Raw genomic sequence first — 15,308 nt, forward strand, 5'->3', positions numbered from 1 at the left:
GGGGACGCGCTTCGTCTCGCTGGCGCTCGCTCAGCGACCGGGGGGCGCGGAGGCGGGATCGCCGGACGCTGAGCGAGCGAGGAACGAGCGAGACGAAGCGCAGCGTGCGGACGACGGGAGCCTCATGGTGCTGGACGCGCTTCGTCTCGCTGGCGCTCGCTCAGCAACCGGGGGTCGCCGTGGGCCGGGCATCGGGGTTGCGCGGGGACGCGCTTCGTCTCGCTGGCGCTCGCTCAGCGACCGGGGGTGGCTGAGGCGGGATCTCCGGACGCTGAGCGAGCGAGGAACGAGCGAGACGAGCGCAGCCTCTGGACGACGGGATCCTCATGCGCCGCGGGCGCCGGCGCTCGCTCAGCGACTGGGCGGCGGGGACTTCAGCCCGCGGACGCCTCGGGGGCGCGGGTGCCGAAGGTGCCGGCGGTGAGCGTCTCGTAGGAGCGACGCACGACGGCCTCGAGCACGGTCAGGTCGATGTCGTCGAGCCTCTTGAGGTAGAGGCATCCCACCCCCGACGTGTGCGGGCCGAGCCTCGACAGGGCGTCGGCGTGGGCCGCGGTCCCGTCGGAGAGGTAGACGACCGTCGCGGTCTTGCGGGGCGCGAAACCTGCCGCGGCGGCGTCGCCCGACCGTCCCGACGCGTACTCGTAGTGGTAGCGCCCGAACGCGACGATGCCGGGATGCTGCAGAACGGGTTCCTCGCCCGTGGCGCGGCGCATCAGCTCGACGAGCGTGAGGGCATCTCGCTGCCGCACCGCCGGCGTCACGCCCGCGAGGAACTCCTCGACCTCAGCCGCGGCCACGGGTCAGCCCTTCGCCGCGGCCTTCATCGCGCGCTTGTGCTCGCGCACCTTCGCGAGCGAATCGGGCGACACGATGTCGGCGACGCTGCGGAAGGATCCGTCCTCGCCGTAGGGGGCGGATGCCTCCCGCCAGCCCTCACCCGTGAACCCGTACTGCTTGCCGAGCAGGGCCAGGAAGATCTTCGCCTTCTGCTCGCCGAAGCCCGGAAGGGCCTTCAAGCGCTTGAGGACCGTGGCGCCGTCGGGCTCGCCCTGCGTCCAGATGGCGGCCGCGTCGTCGTCCCAGTGCTCCTGGATCGCGGCGCACAGCGCCTGCACACGGGCCGCCATCGATCCGGGGAACCGGTGGACGGCGGGTGTCGCCTTGAACAGCTCGGCGAAGGCGTCGGGGTCGAAGCTCGCAAGGGCCGCGGCATCGAGCGTCCCCGCGCGTTCGGCGATCTTGAGCGGACCGGCGAACGCCGTCTCCATGGCGACCTGCTGATCCAGCAGCATGCCGATCAGCAGGGCGAGCGGGTCGTCGGTGAGCAGGGCGTCTGCGGCGATGTCTCCGGTGATGTGAAGGGCCATGGCCCCCAGTCTCCCACCGCGCGCGGCCCGCCGCCCGGCGGTCACGCGACCGGCACATGCGCGAAGCGGCGCGCCAGGTTAGGTTGGCAGGACGTGCGCCTGCATGCGTGGGCGCACGACATCTGCAACGACGACGTCGCGCACGTCGCACCCGACCCGCGGAGGACCGAGCCTGATGCCCGATCGTCGCGTGCCGGGGCAGCCGCCCGCGGCATCCGTCGCGCGGCTGCTGCTGCGCCGGTCGTCGGCGCGTGCCGGACTGCTCGCGAGCGCGGCCGCCACCGTCGCGGTCGCCGTCGCCACGGCGTGCCTCGTGCTGGCGTGGCTGGGCCGGGCCGTCGCGGTCGCGGGCGACCCGCCGCCGCCGGGAGTGGATGCCGCCGACGTCGCAGACCAGGTCGCCGCCGGCGCGGCCGCCCTCGCGTCGGCCGCCCCTGCGCTCGTCGTGCTTGTCGCGCTGCTGGCCGGCACGGCCGTCGCACAGCTCGCCCGGCTCATCGCCGCCGCACGGGAGCACGAGACCGCGACCGTCCGCGCGCGCGGATTCTCTCGCGCACAGGCCTGGACGACGGATGCCGCCGAGGGCGGTGCCGTCGCGCTCACCGGGTCGGCCGTCGGCCTGCTGGTCGCTGCCGCGGTGGCGGCGCTCGCCGGCGCCGGTCCGCTCGCGGGGCTCGCCGCGTGGCCGTGGGCGCTGGTGCTCGCCGCACTGCTCGCGGTCGTGTTCGCGGTCGCGCTGCGCCGTGGCGAAGGCCGACGCACGTCGGCGCGGGCGACGCGGGCCACCACCGCGGCGGTCGTCGTGGTGCTGCTGCTGGCGACGGGCCTCGTGGTGTGGCAGCTTCCCCTGGCGCGGGGCGCGGGCTTCGACCCGATCGTCGCGGTCGCGCCCGCCGTCGTGCTGTCGGCCGGAGCCGTCGTCGCCCTCGCCGTCTTCGGGGCCGGGGCCGTCGCGTGGGCTCGGCCGGCGGCATCCGCTCCCGGGCTCGAACCGGGCTACCCCGCGCGGCAGGTCGCACGCCGCATCCCGATCTTCGCCGTCGCGGTGCTGCTGGTCGCGCTGACGGTGGCGCAGGCCGTGTTCACGGCGGCGTACGGCGCGACCTGGACGGCCATGACCTCGGATTCCGCCGCGGTCCGTGCCGGCGCCGACCTGCGCGTCGACACGACGCCGCAGGCCGCCACACCCGCTCAGGTCGCCGATGCCGCGGCCGTTCCCGGCGTCAGCGCCGCCACCGGCGCCCTGACGACCGATGTCGAGGTCGGAGAGCTCGAGGCCCAGCTGGTGGCGGTGCCGGCGGCATCCCTCGACACCGTCGTGACCACCGCCGGCGGCCTCATCGACCCCGTCGCGCTCGAGGCGAGTGCCGACGGCGCCGTCACCGCCGATCCGGTGGAACTCGGGGATGCCGCCACCGCACTCCGCGTGACCGTCGAGGTCGCGGGACTCGACGGGGCGAGAGCGGTGCCGGTGCTGCTGTCGGCCGTCGTGCTGGACGCGACCGGCACGGCCGCCGTCGTGAGTCTCGCGGGAGACCCCGCGCCTGAAGGTCAGGGCCTCGTCTCGTACACCGCGCAGGGTGAACTGCCGGACGGCACGGCGCCGTGGCGCCTGCTGGCCCTGCTGCTCGGCACGCCGCCGAGCCCGGTGCCGCCGCAGGTGTCGGTGGCGCTCACCGCGGTGGAGGCCGTGGGCGGCGCGGACCTCGACCTCGAGGGCAGCGCCTCGCTCACGGACGGGACGCGCGAGGCCGTGCTGTGGCTCGCCGACGACGGCACCGCGGCTGCCGGTGAACAGCCGCCGGTCGCCGCCGCCGTCACGCCCGCGCTCGCCGACAGGCTCGGAATCGGGGTGGGCGAGCAGCTGGAGTTCCGGTACTCGGGCGTGGGCCGCCGCGGCGTCGCCACCGTCGCATCCATCGTGGACGCCGTGCCGGGGACGACGGCCCCGTTCGCGCTCTTCGTGCCGATGGAGACGCTCCTCGTGTCGCAGCTGCAGCGCGGCACGTCGATCGTCCCGCCCGACGCGGTGTGGGCCGCCGGCGACACCGACGCCGACGATGCGTTCAGCGCCGCTCTCGGGGACCGGCCCGTGGCCACCTCGGCCCCCGGCGTCACCGCCGAGGTCGTCGGCGCCCTGGTACCCGGGTGGTGGATCGCGACGATCGGCTCGGCCGTGCTGTCGCTGGTCGCGGCGCTCGCCATCGTGCAGACCCTCGCCATCGCGCGACGCCGGGAGCTCGGCGTGCTGCGCGTGGCCGGTGTCACGGCCTCCCGCCAGGCGCGCATGCGCGGCGCGGAGCTCGGCGGAGTGTTCGGCGCCGCCGTCGTGCTCGGCGCCGCCGCCGGCGTGCTGGTCTCGGTGCTGATCGTGCCGTCGCTCGTGCGGGCCGTGACCCCCGGCATCCTGTCGATCGCGGGCGGCGTCGAGATCGCCTGGCTGCCGCTGGGCGTCGCCGTGGCGGGCCTCGTGGTGGGCCTCGCCGCCATCGTGGCCGCGGCAGCAGCAGGGGTGCGCCGCGCCGCGCGCACCGCGACCGTGGGGGAGGAGGCGCGATGACCCGCCGCGTCAGCACCCGTGCCCTGGTCGCCCACCACCTGCGCTCGCGCGCCGGCGGTTCGGGGATCGTCGCGGCGCTCGTGCTCGTGCTGTCGCTGCTCGCGACGGCCGCGCCGATCGCGCTCGGGATCGTGGGGGATGCCGCGCTGCGCGCACGCCTTGACGGGCTCCCCGCCGCGACGCGTGACGTCGTGTCGCAGAACCCCGGCGGGTTCCCCCAGCTCCCGGACGCGGGCGCACCCGGTTCCGAGACGCCGTACTCGACGGAGGAGGTGTGGGGACCGTTCGAGGCCGCGCTGGAGGGCATCCGCGCGGACGCGGACGCGCCGCTGCCCCGCATCCTCGAGCCGGCGCGGGCCGTCACGACGAGCAGCGACAACCAGGTGCTCGAGTCGCCGCGCACCCGCGAGGTCACGCTCGCCTTCGATCCCGACTACGAAGACGAGATCGAGATCGTGGAGGGACGGATGCCGGAGGCCGCGGCATCCCGTCTTCCGGCGCCCCCGCCCGAGCCGGGGGACGAGACCACGCCGGTGCTGCAGAGCCGCATCGAGGTCGTCCTGTCGACCGACACCGCCGACGAGCTGGAGTGGGGGATCGGAGAGATCCGCACCGTCGGGCTGCCCGTGCGCCCCGTCGAGCTCGTCCTCGTCGGACTGTTCGAGCCCGTCGACGCCGACAGCGCCTACTGGCAGCACGTGCCGTCGGTGCTGACGCCGAAGGTGTTCGACGACGGCAACGGTCCGCGGAAGCTGACCGGCACGGCCTTCGCGCACCCCGCGTCGCTCGTCGCGGAGGGGCTCGTCGGCGCCTACGCGACCGTCGTCTGGTACGCCACCGACGCCGACGCGATCAGCCGCGACGACGCCGAGCAGACAGTTGCGGCCTTCACCCGGCTCACGTCGGTCTCGCACACCATCGCCTCGTCGAGCGGCGGCCCCGGCATCCTGAGCCTGCGATTCGATGCCGACATCACCGGCGAGATCGAACTCGCCCTCGCACAGGAGGCGTCGACCGCGGCGGTCATGGCGATGCTCGTCGCCGGGCCCATCGGCGTCGCGGTGGCCGTGCTGGTGCTGGGATGCCGCCTGATCCTCGAGGGGCGCCGCCCCAGCCTGCGGCTGCTGTCGGCCCGAGGCGCCTCGACCGGCCAGCTGCGCGGACTGCTCGCCGTGGAAGGCGCGATCGCCGGCGCTGTGCCCGCGGTGCTCGGCGCGGTGGTCGCCGCCCTCGTGGGCACTCTCGTCTTCGGCGGGTCGCTCACGCTCGCGGGGTTCGTGCCCGCGCTGCTGCTGGCGCTCGCACCCATCGCGATCCTCGTGGTGCTCGCTCCCTCCGCCGCCGAACGGCAGGCTCGCGCCGACCTCGGCACGCGCGGCTCGCGGCTGCGGCTCATCGCCGAGGGCGTGATCGCCGGGCTCGCCGCGGTCGCACTCGTGCTGCTGTTCATCCGCGGCTACAGCGACGGCGTCGATCTGCTGATCGCCGCCACCCCGCTGCTGCTCGCGCTGGTGGCGTGCCTCGTCACGCTGCGCGTGTACCCCCTCCCGCTGCGCGCGGTGCTCGGCCGCGCACGTGCGTCCGCGGGCGCCGACGCGTTCCTCGGTGCGGCGCGGGCCCTGCGGGAGCCCTCGATCGGCCTCACCCCGGTGCTCGCGCTCGTCGTGGGCGTCTCGGTCGCCGTGTCGTCCGGCATCCTGCTGTCGGCGCTGCAGAGCGGCGTCACCGACACCGCTCGCGCCCAGGTCGGCGCCGACGTGCGCATCACCGGGGGCACGTTCACGCGCGACCAGCTCGACCAGCTGGGCGGCGTCGACGGCGTCGCCGCGGTGACGGGCATCTCGGGCGCCGATCCGACGACGATCGACATCGACGGCGTCAAGCGCGCGACCTCGGTGTTCGTCGTGGACGCGGCCGACCTGAGCGCCGTGCAGGGCGACGGACCCGGGATGCTGCCGCCGGGCGTCTCGCTCGAACCGGGCGGCGGAAGGATGCCGATCGTCGTGGCCGGCGCCACGGCCGACCTGATCGGCGACACCGACAAGATCGACGTGGGCGGCGTCGATGCGGAGGTCGTCGGCGTCACCCGCGGGCCGGTGCCCGTGGGCGTCCGCGAGAACTGGGTGGCCCTGGACTCCTCCTACGCCGCGGACGTTCTCGGCCGCGACCCGAGCGACCGCACGGTGCTCGTGCGCCTCGACGACGGCGTCGCGCTCGCCGACGTGCAGGACGACCTCGCGGCCGTCCTCGGCGACGCGGTCACGTTCGCCACCCCCGACGGGATCGCCGCCGGCATCGAGTCGGGCCCCGCCGTGCAGGGCGTGCGGTGGGCGCTGCTGGCGGCGACCGCGGTCGCCGCGCTGCTGAGCGCCCTCGCGATCGTCATGACCCTCGCCCTGGCCTCCGCGGCCCGCGCGCGCGTCCTCGCGCTGCTGCGCACGCTGGGCGCCCCCCGCCGGGCGGCGACGTCCTTGGCACTGTGGGAGATCGGCCCGCCCGCGATCGCCGCGGTCGTCGCGGGCACGCTGTTCGGGCTGCTCGTGCCGCTCGTCGTGCTGGCGGCGGTCGACCTGCGCCCGTTCACCGGATCGTCGGTGGCCCCCGCGTACCAGGTCGATCCCGGCATCCTGCTGCTCACCCTTGGCGGGTTCCTCGCCCTCGCCGTGCTGCTCACCGCGATCGCGCTGTTCGTGTCGCGGCGCATCCGCGCCGCGGGCGCGCTGCGCACCGTGGAGGAAGGATAGGACCATGGCGGTTCGACAGGCCCGACAGGCTCCCACGGCTGCCCCGCCGCGCGTGGGGGCACCCGACGCCGACATCCTGTGCGTCGATCTCGTGCGCATCTTCAAGGTCGCTTCCGCCAGCGGTCCCGGCGTCGAGGTGCAGGCGCTCCAGGGGCTGAACCTGCGCGTCGATCCGGGCGAGCTGGTCGCCGTGGTCGGCGCCTCCGGATCCGGCAAGTCCACGCTCCTGTCGATCCTGTCGAGCCTCGACCAGCCCACCGCCGGCGTCGCCTGGGTCGCCGGCCACGACCTGCTCACCATGACGGAGAAGGAGCGGGTCGTCTTCCGCCGTCACAGCGTCGGATTCGTGTGGCAGCAGACCTCGCGCAACCTGCTGCCGTACCTGTCGGCGAGCGAGAACGTCGCAGCCGCCCTCGCGATCCCCGGTCAGGTGCGGGGCACGAGCGCGCGTCAGGCGCGCGTCGCGGAGCTGCTCGACCTGCTCGAGGTGTCGCACTGCGCCGAGCGCCGCCCCGGCGAGATGTCGGGCGGCGAGCAGCAGCGCGTCGCGATCGCCGTCGGCATCGCGAACGAGCCGCGCGTGCTGCTGGCCGACGAGCCCACCGGCGAGCTCGACGACACGGCGAGCGTCCACGTGCTCGAGGCGATGCGCTCGGTCAACCGCGAGCTCGGCGTGACGACGCTCATCGTGACCCACGACCCCGCCGTCTCGGAGCACGTCGCGCGCACCGTGCAGATCCGCGACGGCCGCACCTCGACCGAGGTGCTGCGCTCGACGCGGCTCGACGAGCACGGCGCCGAGCAGCACGTCGCCGAGGAGTACGCCGTGCTCGACCGCGTCGGCCGCCTGCAGCTGCCCGACGAGTTCGTCACCGCGCTCGATCTGCGCGAGCGCGTGCGGCTCGCCCTCGAGCCCGACCACGTCGGGGTGTGGCCCGGGCAGCAGCAATCGGCAGAGGCTTCGGTCGTTGAGCGAGCGGGGAACGAGCGAGACGAGACGCCTGGGCCGCACGACGAACCCCGGCCTGCGGCATCCACTCCCGAACCCGACCCTGAGGACCCGTCATGACCCTCGCGCTGCGCGGAGAGAAGCTCAGCCGCACGTTCTCGTCGGCCGCGGGCGACGTGCACGCGTGCGTCGACATCGACATCGAGGTGGCCGCCGGCGAGCTCGTCGTGGTGCGCGGCGCGTCCGGCGCCGGCAAGACGACGTTGCTGAACCTGCTGGGCGGACTCGACGCGCCGACGTCGGGCAAGGTCTGGATCGGCGACGTCGAGGCGACCGCGCTCGACGAGGACGCCCTCGCGGCGCTGCGGCGGGAGCGGCTGGGGTTCGTGTTCCAGTCGTTCGGGCTCATCCCGATCCTGTCGGCCGCCGAGAACGTCGAGCTGCCGCTGCGCATCGCGAAGACGCCGCCCGCCGAGCGCGACGCCCGCGTGGCCGAGGCGCTGAAGCTCGTCGGCCTCGCCGACCACGCGGCGCAGCGGCCGACCGAGCTGTCGGGCGGCCAGCAGCAGCGTGTCGGCATCGCCCGCGCGATCGCCGTGCGCCCGCACGTGCTGATCGCCGACGAGCCGACCGGCCAGCTCGACTCGCGCACCGCCGCGACCGTCATGGACCTCATCAGCGACCTCGTCCATTCGCAGGGCCTCGCCGCCGTCGTCTCGACCCACGACCCGCTGCTCGTGCAGCGCGCCGACCGGGTCATCGAGCTGCACGACGGCCGCGTCACGTCCGTGACCGGCGGATCCCTGGATGCCGTCGGCGCGGCTCCCGAGACGCCCGGGGCCGACGAGCCGCACGCTCCGCGCACGCGCGCCGAGGCGAGGGAGCAGCGTCAAGGCCACTGACGCGGCGTTGCCGGTCGTTGAGCGGAGCGCGCTCTAGCGCGCGCAGACGAAACGCGGTCTGGCTCGAGGTCGTCCGTGCGGTCGGGGCGTTTCGTCTCGCTCGTTCCTCGCTCGCTCAACGAGCGGGGGGTCGTGGTCGTTGAGCGGAGGGCGCTCTGGCGCGCGCACAGGGAGCTCGCTTGCGGAACGACCGGGGGTCGTGGTCGTTGAGCGGAGCGCGCTCTAGCGCGCGCAGACGAAACGCGGTCTGGCCCGAGGTTGTCCGTGCGGTCGGGGCGTTTCGTCTCGCTCGTTCCTCGCTCGCTCAACGAGCGGGGGGTCGTGGTCGCTGAGCGGAGGGCGCTCCGGCGCCCGGGGACGAAACGCGGCCTGGGACGAGGTCGTCCGTGCGGTCGACGCGTTTCGTCTCGCTCGTTCCTCGCTCGCTCAACGACCGGGGGTCGTGGTCGTTGAGCGGAGGGCGCTCTGGCGCGCGCAGACGAAACGCGGTCCTGGCAGGAGGCCGTCCGTGCGGTCGGGGCGTTTCGTCTCGCTCGTTCCTCGCTCGCTCAACGAGCGGGGGTGGTGGTCGTTGAGCGGAGGGCGCTCTGGCGCCCGCAGACGAAACGCGGTCTGGCACGAGGTTGTCCGTGCGGTCGGGGCGTTTCGTCTCGCTCGTGCCTCGCTCGCTCAACGAGCGGGGGTGGTGGTCGTTGAGCGGAGGGCGCTCTGGCGCCCGCAGACGAAACGCGGTCTGGCACGAGGTCGTCCGTGCGGTCGGGGCGTTTCGTCTCGCTCGTTCCTCGCTCGCTCAACGACCGGGGGGTCGTGGTCGTTGAGCGGAGGGCGCTCTGGCGCCCGGAGACGAAACGCGGTCTGGAACGGGGGCGCCGGCGAGACGAAGCGTGGCATGCGAGACCGGAAGCACGCAGCACGGCGGTGCGAGGATGGATGCCGTGACCGACCCCGTTCCGGAACCCCTGCAAGAACTCGTCGCCCACGCTCGCGACACCCGCGTGGTGGTCGTCGGCGGCGGCATCGCAGGGCTCGTGGCGGCCTGGGAGTGCGCCAAGGTCGGCATGGCCGTCACGCTGGTGGAGGCATCCCCGCGGCTCGGCGGCGTGATCGGCACCGTCGAGACGTCGGGACTGCGCCTGGACGTCGGCGCGACGTGCTGGTCCGCCCGCGGCGGAGCCGTGCGGAGGCTCATCGACGAGGTGCTGCCGGATGCCGTCGTCGTGCGTCCTCGTGACGACAGCGCGTGGATCGCCGGACTCGGCAAGGGCGCAGCGGCCCCGCTGCCGCCTGACACGCTGCTGGGCATCCCTGCGAACCCGTGGGACGAGCGCGTCCGCCGCATCATCGGATGGGGCGGGACGTGGCGCGCCTATCTCGACCGCCTGCGTCCACCGCTCACGATCGGCTCCGAGCACAGCCTCGGCCGCCTCGTGACGCGCCGCATGGGCGAGAAGGTGCGCGACCGCCTGGTCGCGCCGCTCAGCGTCGACCGGTTCGGCCTCGACCCCGACGATGTCGACGTCGAGGTCGCCGCGCCTGGGCTCAATCCCGCGCTCACGCGCACCGGCTCGCTGGGCGGCGCCGTCGCCGACCTGCTCACCGACGCCCCGGGCTCGTCGGTGGAAGGGCTGGACGGAGGGATGCCGCAGCTCGTCGCCGCGCTGAACGCGCGTCTGGCGGACCGGGGCGTCGTCGTGCACACGTCCACCCGCGCGACAGGCCTCGTCCGCGACGGCGGGCAGTGGACGGTGGTGCTCGCCCCGACCGCCGCGCACCAGGCCGACGCGCCGGACGCCGAGGATGCACCGGCCGTGCCCGCCGAACTCTCCGCGGACGCCGTGGTCGTCGCCACCGATGAGGGCGCAGCGCGCACCTTCCTCGGCGCGGCGGTCGACGACCCGGAGTTCACCGCCGCCGCGCCGGCGGGCATCGCCCGCGAGGTCGTGACGCTCGTCGTGGATGCCCCGGCCCTCGACGCGGCACCGCGCGGCGCGCACGTCCACGCCGTCCCGGGCTCGGGCGCAGCGACCGGGCTCGTGCACGAGACGGCGCGGTGGGAGTGGCTCGCGCGTGACGCGGGTGCAGGCCGCCACGTCGTGCGGGTCGCCTTCGGCGCTCCCGGCGCCGCGCCGGCCACCGCCGGGCTCGACGACACCGCGGCGTTCACGCTGGCTGCGCGGGAGGCATCCACTCTTCTCGGTGTGTCCGTCGAGCGCGTCGTCGCCGCGCACCGCGACCGCTTCACGCTGGTCCCGCCGGTCTCCGCGCGAGGGCACCAGGAACGGGCGGCCGCGGTGCGGGCGGTCGTGGCGAAGGCGCGCGGGCTCGCGGTGGTGGGCGCCTGGATCGCCGGCAGCGGGCTGGCGCAGGTGGCGGCGGACGCGCACGCGGAGGCGGACCGCCTCCGACGCGGAGCGCTGTGGGGCGACGGATCCCACGCCTGACGCTCGATGTCAAGTGGATGCCGGAATCGGCATACAGGGCTACCCTGGGGAGGGTCGTCAGGTGCACACCGAGTGTGAGGAGACCCCATGAGGGGCAAGGCTGGACTCGTCATCGGACTCGCCGTCGGGTATGTCCTGGGCACGCGCGCAGGGCGCGAGCGCTATGAGCAGATCAAGGCGCAGTGGCTGAAGGTGTGGAACCTCGACCCCGTGCAGGAGCAGGTCGGCAAGGTCAAGGACTTCGCGAAGAGCCAGGCGATGGCTCTGCCGTCGACGCTGTGGGACGCGGGTGTCAAGGTCGTGCAGGCAGCCGGCTCCAAGGGCACCCCCGGGCAGAAGCTCGACGCCGCCATCAAGGTGGGCAAGGACTCGCAGGACGAGGTGGGCAGGGCTGCGCAGACGTCGGCGCAGGCCGTGAAGGATGCCGTCGACGACGCGGTCGAAGACGCCACCGGTCGGGGCGGAGCCTGACGTGGAGACGCGCAGACGCGGATTCCGCGACCGCGCGGACGACAGCCTGCTCACGCTCCTCGGCGAGATCCCGGAGCTGATCCGCAACCTCGTCATCGCCGAGGTCGACGCCGCCAAGAAGTGGCTGGCACGCACCGCCAAGGACGGCGGCTGGGGCGCCCTGTGGGTGTTCGCGGCGCTGTTCGTGCTGTTCTGGTCGGTGCCCGTGCTCGGCACGTTCGTCATCGCCGGACTCTCGTCGTGGTGGCCCGTGTGGCTGTCGGCCCTCGTCGTGTTCTTCGCGATGCTGATCGTGACGGCGGTGCTGGCGTGGCTCGGCATCCTGCGCTTCCGCAAGATCGGCGAACGGAAGAACCCGGTCCAATCGATCGCCCAGGACGTGAAGGAGGTGCGTGATGAGCTCTGAGGCTCCCGTGCCCGTTCCCCGCACCGCCGTGCCGCTCGGCATCGCCGACCCCGTCGAGCAGGCGCGTGCCGAACTAAAGGCCGCGCTGGCGGCGATCGAAGAGAAGGCCAACGTGCCGCGCCGCGTCGGCCGCGCGGTCGATGAGCGCGTCGCCCAGGCCCGCGCGTTCCAGCGCCGCAACCCGACGATGGCCGCTGTCGCGGTCGTGGTCGGCGCGGTGGCGATCGGCGCAGCCGTGTGGGGCGCCGTCCGCCTCTACACGCGCTGATCCCCGGGCAGCCCCCTGCGGCGGACGCAGTCCGTCCGTCCAGGAACGAGGGGTATGCTCGGAGGTCGAGGCAGTGCAATGGTGCGTATGCTGCCGTTCGCGCGAACCCGATTCGAATCGCGCGTCGGCTGCTCGAACGTCATGGGCGGCCGACTGAGCACCAGCGAGAGTCGATCCCCTTTCATGAACACAGCCGCAGCATCGCACCAGCCCGTCAAGCCCCTGACCGGCTGGCGCGTCCTCGTGCCCCGCGGGGGCCCCTGGGGCGACGGCGTGGCGGCGAGCCTGCGACGGCAGGGCGCGACGCCGGTGATCGCGCCGCTCATCAACTTCGCTCCGACGAACGATCAGGCGACGCTCGAGCAGGCGCTCGCCGACCTGGCAGCCGGCGCCTTCGACTGGCTCACGGTGACCAGTGCGACCACGGTCGACGTGCTGTACGCGTACCGCGCGGTCGTTCCCGCCACCACCAAGGTCGCCGCCGTCGGCGAGACGACCGCCGCCGCGCTCCTCGCGGTGGGGTACCGCGTCGACCTCGTCCCCGAGCGTGACAACTCCGCGGCGGGCATGGCCGACCAGCTCATCGCGCTCGAGCCCGAGCCCCGCGACATCCTCACGCTCCGCAGTGAGATCGCGAAGCCCGTCCTGACCCGCCGGCTCAGCGATGCGGGACACCGCGTCCGCAGCGTCGTCGCGTACCGCACGGTCGGCGTTCCGGTCACCGAGCGCATCGCCGAGGACGTCCACTCCGGCCGCATCAACGCCATCCTCGTCACGAGCGGCTCGGTCGCCCAGCAGGTGCACGAGCAGTTCCCCGACCTCCCCGACACGACCCTCGTCGCCGCGATCGGTCCGCGCACCGCGAAGGACGCGCGCCGAGCGGGCCTCGACGTCGATGTCGTCGCCGAGGCGCAGACGGTCGACGCGCTCATCGACGCGGTCGCGAAGTTCTCGCTGCCGCACGCCGCGGACGAGTTCGCGCCGAAGACCGGCGTCCTTCCTCAGCTGCACGCGAAGCACCAGGCCTGACGCCGTGACGCGCGCGCCTCGCATCGTCGTGCTCGCCGGCGGCGTGGGCGGCTCGCGCTTCGTGCTCGGCGTGCGCGGCGCGCTGCGCGCCCGCGGCATCGCCGACACCGCGTCGGCCCTCACCGTCGTCGTCAACACGGGTGACGACCTGTGGCTGTCGGGCGTCCGTCTGCAGCCCGATGTCGACTCGATCACGTACGCGCTCGCCGGCGTCAACGACACCGAGCGCGGCTGGGGCCGGCAGGGCGACACCGAGCGCGTCAACCACGAGCTGCAGCAGTGGGGCGCCGGCTGGCCCTGGTTCACGCTCGGCGACCTCGACCTCGGGACGCACCTCGCCCGCACCGGATGGCTGCGCGAAGGCCTCACCCCGACACACGTGCTCGAGCGCATGTCGCACCGCTGGCCGCTGGGCGCGCGGCTGCTGCCCATGACCGACAGCGAGGTCGACACCATCGTGGTCCTCGGCGATGGGACGCGCCTGCACTTCCAGGAGTGGTGGACGCGCCACCGCGCGACGCTCGCCCCCGTGGCCTTCGAGAATCCTGGGGTGGCGGCATCCACCCCCGCTCCCGGCGTCGTCGAGGCCATCGCCGACGCGGACGTCGTTCTGTTGGCGCCGTCGAACCCCGTTGTATCGATCGGTCCGATCCTCGCCGTGCCCGGCGTGCGTGACGCGCTTCGCGCCACGAGTGCTCCCGTCGTCGGCGTCTCGCCGATCATCGGCGGCAAGGTCGTGCGCGGCATGGCCGACGTGTGCCTCGCCGCGATCGGCGTCGAGACCTCCGCCGCGGCGGTGGCCGAGCTGTACGGCGCGCGCGCCGACGGCGGCCTGCTCGACGCCTGGCTCATCGCCGAGGAGGACGAGCAGCTGGCGGCGGAGGTCTCGGCCCGCGGCATCCGTTCGCTCGTGCGTCCGCTGTGGATGACCGACGCGACCCGCTCGGCCGCGCTCGGCGAAGCGGCGCTCGCCGCGGCCGGGGTGTGATGCTCCCCGATCTGGCGTGGTGGGCGTGGGCCCTGCTCGGTGTCGCCGCCCTCGTCGTCGGGCTGTCGAAGACGGCCGTGCCCGGTGCGGGCACGATCGCCGTGGCGATCTTCGCCGCCGTGCTGCCGGCCAAGCAGTCCACGGGTGTGCTCCTGCTGCTGCTCATCGTGGCCGACATCTTCGCGGTGACCATGTACCGGAGGCATGCGGACTGGAAGACCCTGCTGCGCCTCGCGCCCGCCGTCGTGGTCGGCGTGCTGCTGGGGGTGGTGTTCCTGTGGTTCGCCGACAACCTGTGGGTCAAGCGCACCATCGGCGTGATCCTGCTGCTCGTGATCGCGATCACGCTGCTGCGGCGGAGGTTCGTCTCGCGCGTCGCCGCCGAGGGCGGATCGCATCGCGTGGCGGCCGCGACCTACGGCACGCTCGGCGGGTTCACCACGATGGTCGCGAACGCGGCCGGCCCGGTGATGTCGATGTACTTCCTCGCGGCGCGGTTCGAGGTGAAGGCCTTCCTCGGCACGGCCGCGTGGTTCTTCGCGATCGTCAACCTGTTCAAGGTGCCGTTCTCGATCGGCATCGGCATCATCACGGTGCCGGGACTCCTCATCGACCTCGTGCTCGTGCCGCTCGTGGTCGTGGCGGCCTTCGCCGGTCGCTGGCTCGCCGACCGCATGCCCCAGTCCGTGTTCGAGAAGCTCGTGATCGCCTTCACGATCGTCGGCGCGGTCTACCTGCTGGTCGCCTGAGGCGGGGGCGCCGGTCCGTCGCGGTGGCGGCATCCTCTCGCTGAGATCAGGAGATCCCGCGAACGCAGGACGTTGTGGGCGATTCGCTCCTGTGTCCGCGAGATCTCCTGATCCGGGCGCGGGCCAGGCGCAGAGAGGATGCCGCACGCCGAGGCTGTGCTCCCGTCAGAGGTCACGCCCGCGTCGTCGCGTCAGCCACCAGGTGAACCCTGCGAGCACGGCACTGGCGGTGAGCCACAGCCACAGGCTCGTCTCGACGCCGACCAGCGAGCGGGCGGTCGTGACGCAGTACGAGCGGCTCGCCGCGACGCTGTCTGCGCAGAAGCCACTGAACGTCACGGGCGCGAAGGCCACCGCCGCGACGACGAGAGCGCCCGTGAGCCACGTCGCCCGGCGCAGCCGGGACGGCGGGCGGGTGGCGCGCGACATCG

14 protein-coding genes are annotated in these 15,308 nt (G+C 73.9%); 11 read left to right on the forward strand and 3 right to left on the reverse strand.

Features of this window, described 5'->3' with window-relative positions; all coding sequences use genetic code 11:
• Window positions 1-374 precede the first annotated feature (374 nt).
• On the reverse strand, window positions 375-800 hold the full coding sequence (locus JNB62_RS15340) for a DUF1801 domain-containing protein (protein WP_220301767.1): 426 nt from the start codon (window positions 798-800) through the stop codon (window positions 375-377).
• A 3-nt stretch (window positions 801-803) separates the two neighbouring features.
• Window positions 804-1,370, reverse strand: a complete 567-nt coding sequence (locus JNB62_RS15345; RefSeq protein ID WP_220301768.1) for an HhH-GPD-type base excision DNA repair protein — start codon at window positions 1,368-1,370, stop codon at window positions 804-806.
• A gap of 175 nt (window positions 1,371-1,545) precedes the next feature.
• Here JNB62_RS15345 and JNB62_RS15350 point away from each other — a divergent pair, with 175 nt between their 5' ends.
• From JNB62_RS15350 to JNB62_RS15400, 11 genes are all read left to right on the forward strand, one after another.
• Window positions 1,546-3,930: a hypothetical protein gene (locus tag JNB62_RS15350; protein WP_220301769.1), complete on the forward strand. Its 2,385-nt coding sequence runs from the start codon at window positions 1,546-1,548 to the stop codon at window positions 3,928-3,930.
• Window positions 3,927-6,674, forward strand: coding sequence for an ABC transporter permease (locus tag JNB62_RS15355; RefSeq protein ID WP_220301770.1), 2,748 nt, complete (start codon window positions 3,927-3,929; stop codon window positions 6,672-6,674). The genes JNB62_RS15350 and JNB62_RS15355 overlap by 4 nt, the downstream gene beginning before the upstream one ends.
• A 4-nt stretch (window positions 6,675-6,678) precedes the next feature.
• Complete coding sequence (locus JNB62_RS15360) at window positions 6,679-7,743, forward strand: ABC transporter ATP-binding protein (RefSeq protein WP_223231184.1); 1,065 nt, start codon at window positions 6,679-6,681, stop codon at window positions 7,741-7,743.
• Window positions 7,740-8,525: an ABC transporter ATP-binding protein gene (locus JNB62_RS15365; RefSeq protein WP_220301771.1), complete on the forward strand. Its 786-nt coding sequence runs from the start codon at window positions 7,740-7,742 to the stop codon at window positions 8,523-8,525. Before JNB62_RS15360 ends, JNB62_RS15365 begins: the two co-directional genes overlap by 4 nt.
• A 926-nt stretch (window positions 8,526-9,451) precedes the next feature.
• A complete protein-coding gene (locus JNB62_RS15370; protein WP_220301772.1) occupies window positions 9,452-10,966 on the forward strand; it encodes a protoporphyrinogen/coproporphyrinogen oxidase in 1,515 nt (504 codons plus the stop codon).
• 87 nt (window positions 10,967-11,053) lie between these two features.
• Complete coding sequence (locus JNB62_RS15375; protein WP_220301773.1) at window positions 11,054-11,437, forward strand: hypothetical protein; 384 nt, start codon at window positions 11,054-11,056, stop codon at window positions 11,435-11,437.
• A 1-nt stretch (window position 11,438) separates the two neighbouring features.
• Window positions 11,439-11,843, forward strand: coding sequence for a phage holin family protein (locus JNB62_RS15380; RefSeq protein ID WP_220301774.1), 405 nt, complete (start codon window positions 11,439-11,441; stop codon window positions 11,841-11,843).
• Window positions 11,833-12,111 carry a hypothetical protein gene (locus JNB62_RS15385; RefSeq protein ID WP_220301775.1) on the forward strand — a complete coding sequence of 93 codons (279 nt, stop codon included), beginning with the start codon at window positions 11,833-11,835 and terminating at the stop codon, window positions 12,109-12,111. The genes JNB62_RS15380 and JNB62_RS15385 overlap by 11 nt, the downstream gene beginning before the upstream one ends.
• A 183-nt stretch (window positions 12,112-12,294) precedes the next feature.
• Entirely contained in the window at window positions 12,295-13,140 is an 846-nt protein-coding gene (locus tag JNB62_RS15390; RefSeq protein ID WP_220301776.1) for a uroporphyrinogen-III synthase, read from the forward strand.
• 4 nt (window positions 13,141-13,144) lie between these two features.
• Complete coding sequence (cofD, locus tag JNB62_RS15395) at window positions 13,145-14,128, forward strand: 2-phospho-L-lactate transferase (RefSeq protein ID WP_220301777.1); 984 nt, start codon at window positions 13,145-13,147, stop codon at window positions 14,126-14,128.
• Window positions 14,128-14,877 carry a sulfite exporter TauE/SafE family protein gene (locus JNB62_RS15400; RefSeq protein WP_220301805.1) on the forward strand — a complete coding sequence of 250 codons (750 nt, stop codon included), beginning with the start codon at window positions 14,128-14,130 and terminating at the stop codon, window positions 14,875-14,877. Before cofD ends, JNB62_RS15400 begins: the two co-directional genes overlap by 1 nt.
• A gap of 165 nt (window positions 14,878-15,042) precedes the next feature.
• Here JNB62_RS15400 and JNB62_RS15405 read toward each other — a convergent pair whose 3' ends face one another.
• The gene (locus JNB62_RS15405; protein ID WP_220301778.1) at window positions 15,043-15,306 is read right to left on the reverse strand and encodes a hypothetical protein; all 264 of its coding nucleotides are present in this window, start codon (window positions 15,304-15,306) and stop codon (window positions 15,043-15,045) included.
• Between the last annotated feature and the right edge of the window lie 2 nt (window positions 15,307-15,308).

The organism is Microbacterium jejuense, from assembly GCF_019511665.1.
Lineage (GTDB): Bacteria > Actinomycetota > Actinomycetes > Actinomycetales > Microbacteriaceae > Microbacterium > Microbacterium jejuense_A.

Bases quoted from the DNA above. Each gene is read 5' to 3' on its own strand.
- JNB62_RS15345 (WP_220301768.1), bottom strand. From the start codon at position 1,370: ATGGCCCTTCACATCACCGGAGACATCGCCGCAGACGCCCTGCTCACC.
- JNB62_RS15350 (WP_220301769.1), top strand. From the start codon at position 1,546: ATGCCCGATCGTCGCGTGCCGGGGCAGCCGCCCGCGGCATCCGTCGCG.
- JNB62_RS15355 (WP_220301770.1), top strand. From the start codon at position 3,927: ATGACCCGCCGCGTCAGCACCCGTGCCCTGGTCGCCCACCACCTGCGC.
- JNB62_RS15360 (WP_223231184.1), top strand. From the start codon at position 6,679: ATGGCGGTTCGACAGGCCCGACAGGCTCCCACGGCTGCCCCGCCGCGC.
- JNB62_RS15365 (WP_220301771.1), top strand. From the start codon at position 7,740: ATGACCCTCGCGCTGCGCGGAGAGAAGCTCAGCCGCACGTTCTCGTCG.
- JNB62_RS15370 (WP_220301772.1), top strand. From the start codon at position 9,452: ATGGATGCCGTGACCGACCCCGTTCCGGAACCCCTGCAAGAACTCGTC.
- JNB62_RS15375 (WP_220301773.1), top strand. From the start codon at position 11,054: ATGAGGGGCAAGGCTGGACTCGTCATCGGACTCGCCGTCGGGTATGTC.
- JNB62_RS15385 (WP_220301775.1), top strand. From the start codon at position 11,833: ATGAGCTCTGAGGCTCCCGTGCCCGTTCCCCGCACCGCCGTGCCGCTC.
- JNB62_RS15390 (WP_220301776.1), top strand. From the start codon at position 12,295: ATGAACACAGCCGCAGCATCGCACCAGCCCGTCAAGCCCCTGACCGGC.
- JNB62_RS15400 (WP_220301805.1), top strand. From the start codon at position 14,128: ATGCTCCCCGATCTGGCGTGGTGGGCGTGGGCCCTGCTCGGTGTCGCC.
- JNB62_RS15405 (WP_220301778.1), bottom strand. From the start codon at position 15,306: ATGTCGCGCGCCACCCGCCCGCCGTCCCGGCTGCGCCGGGCGACGTGG.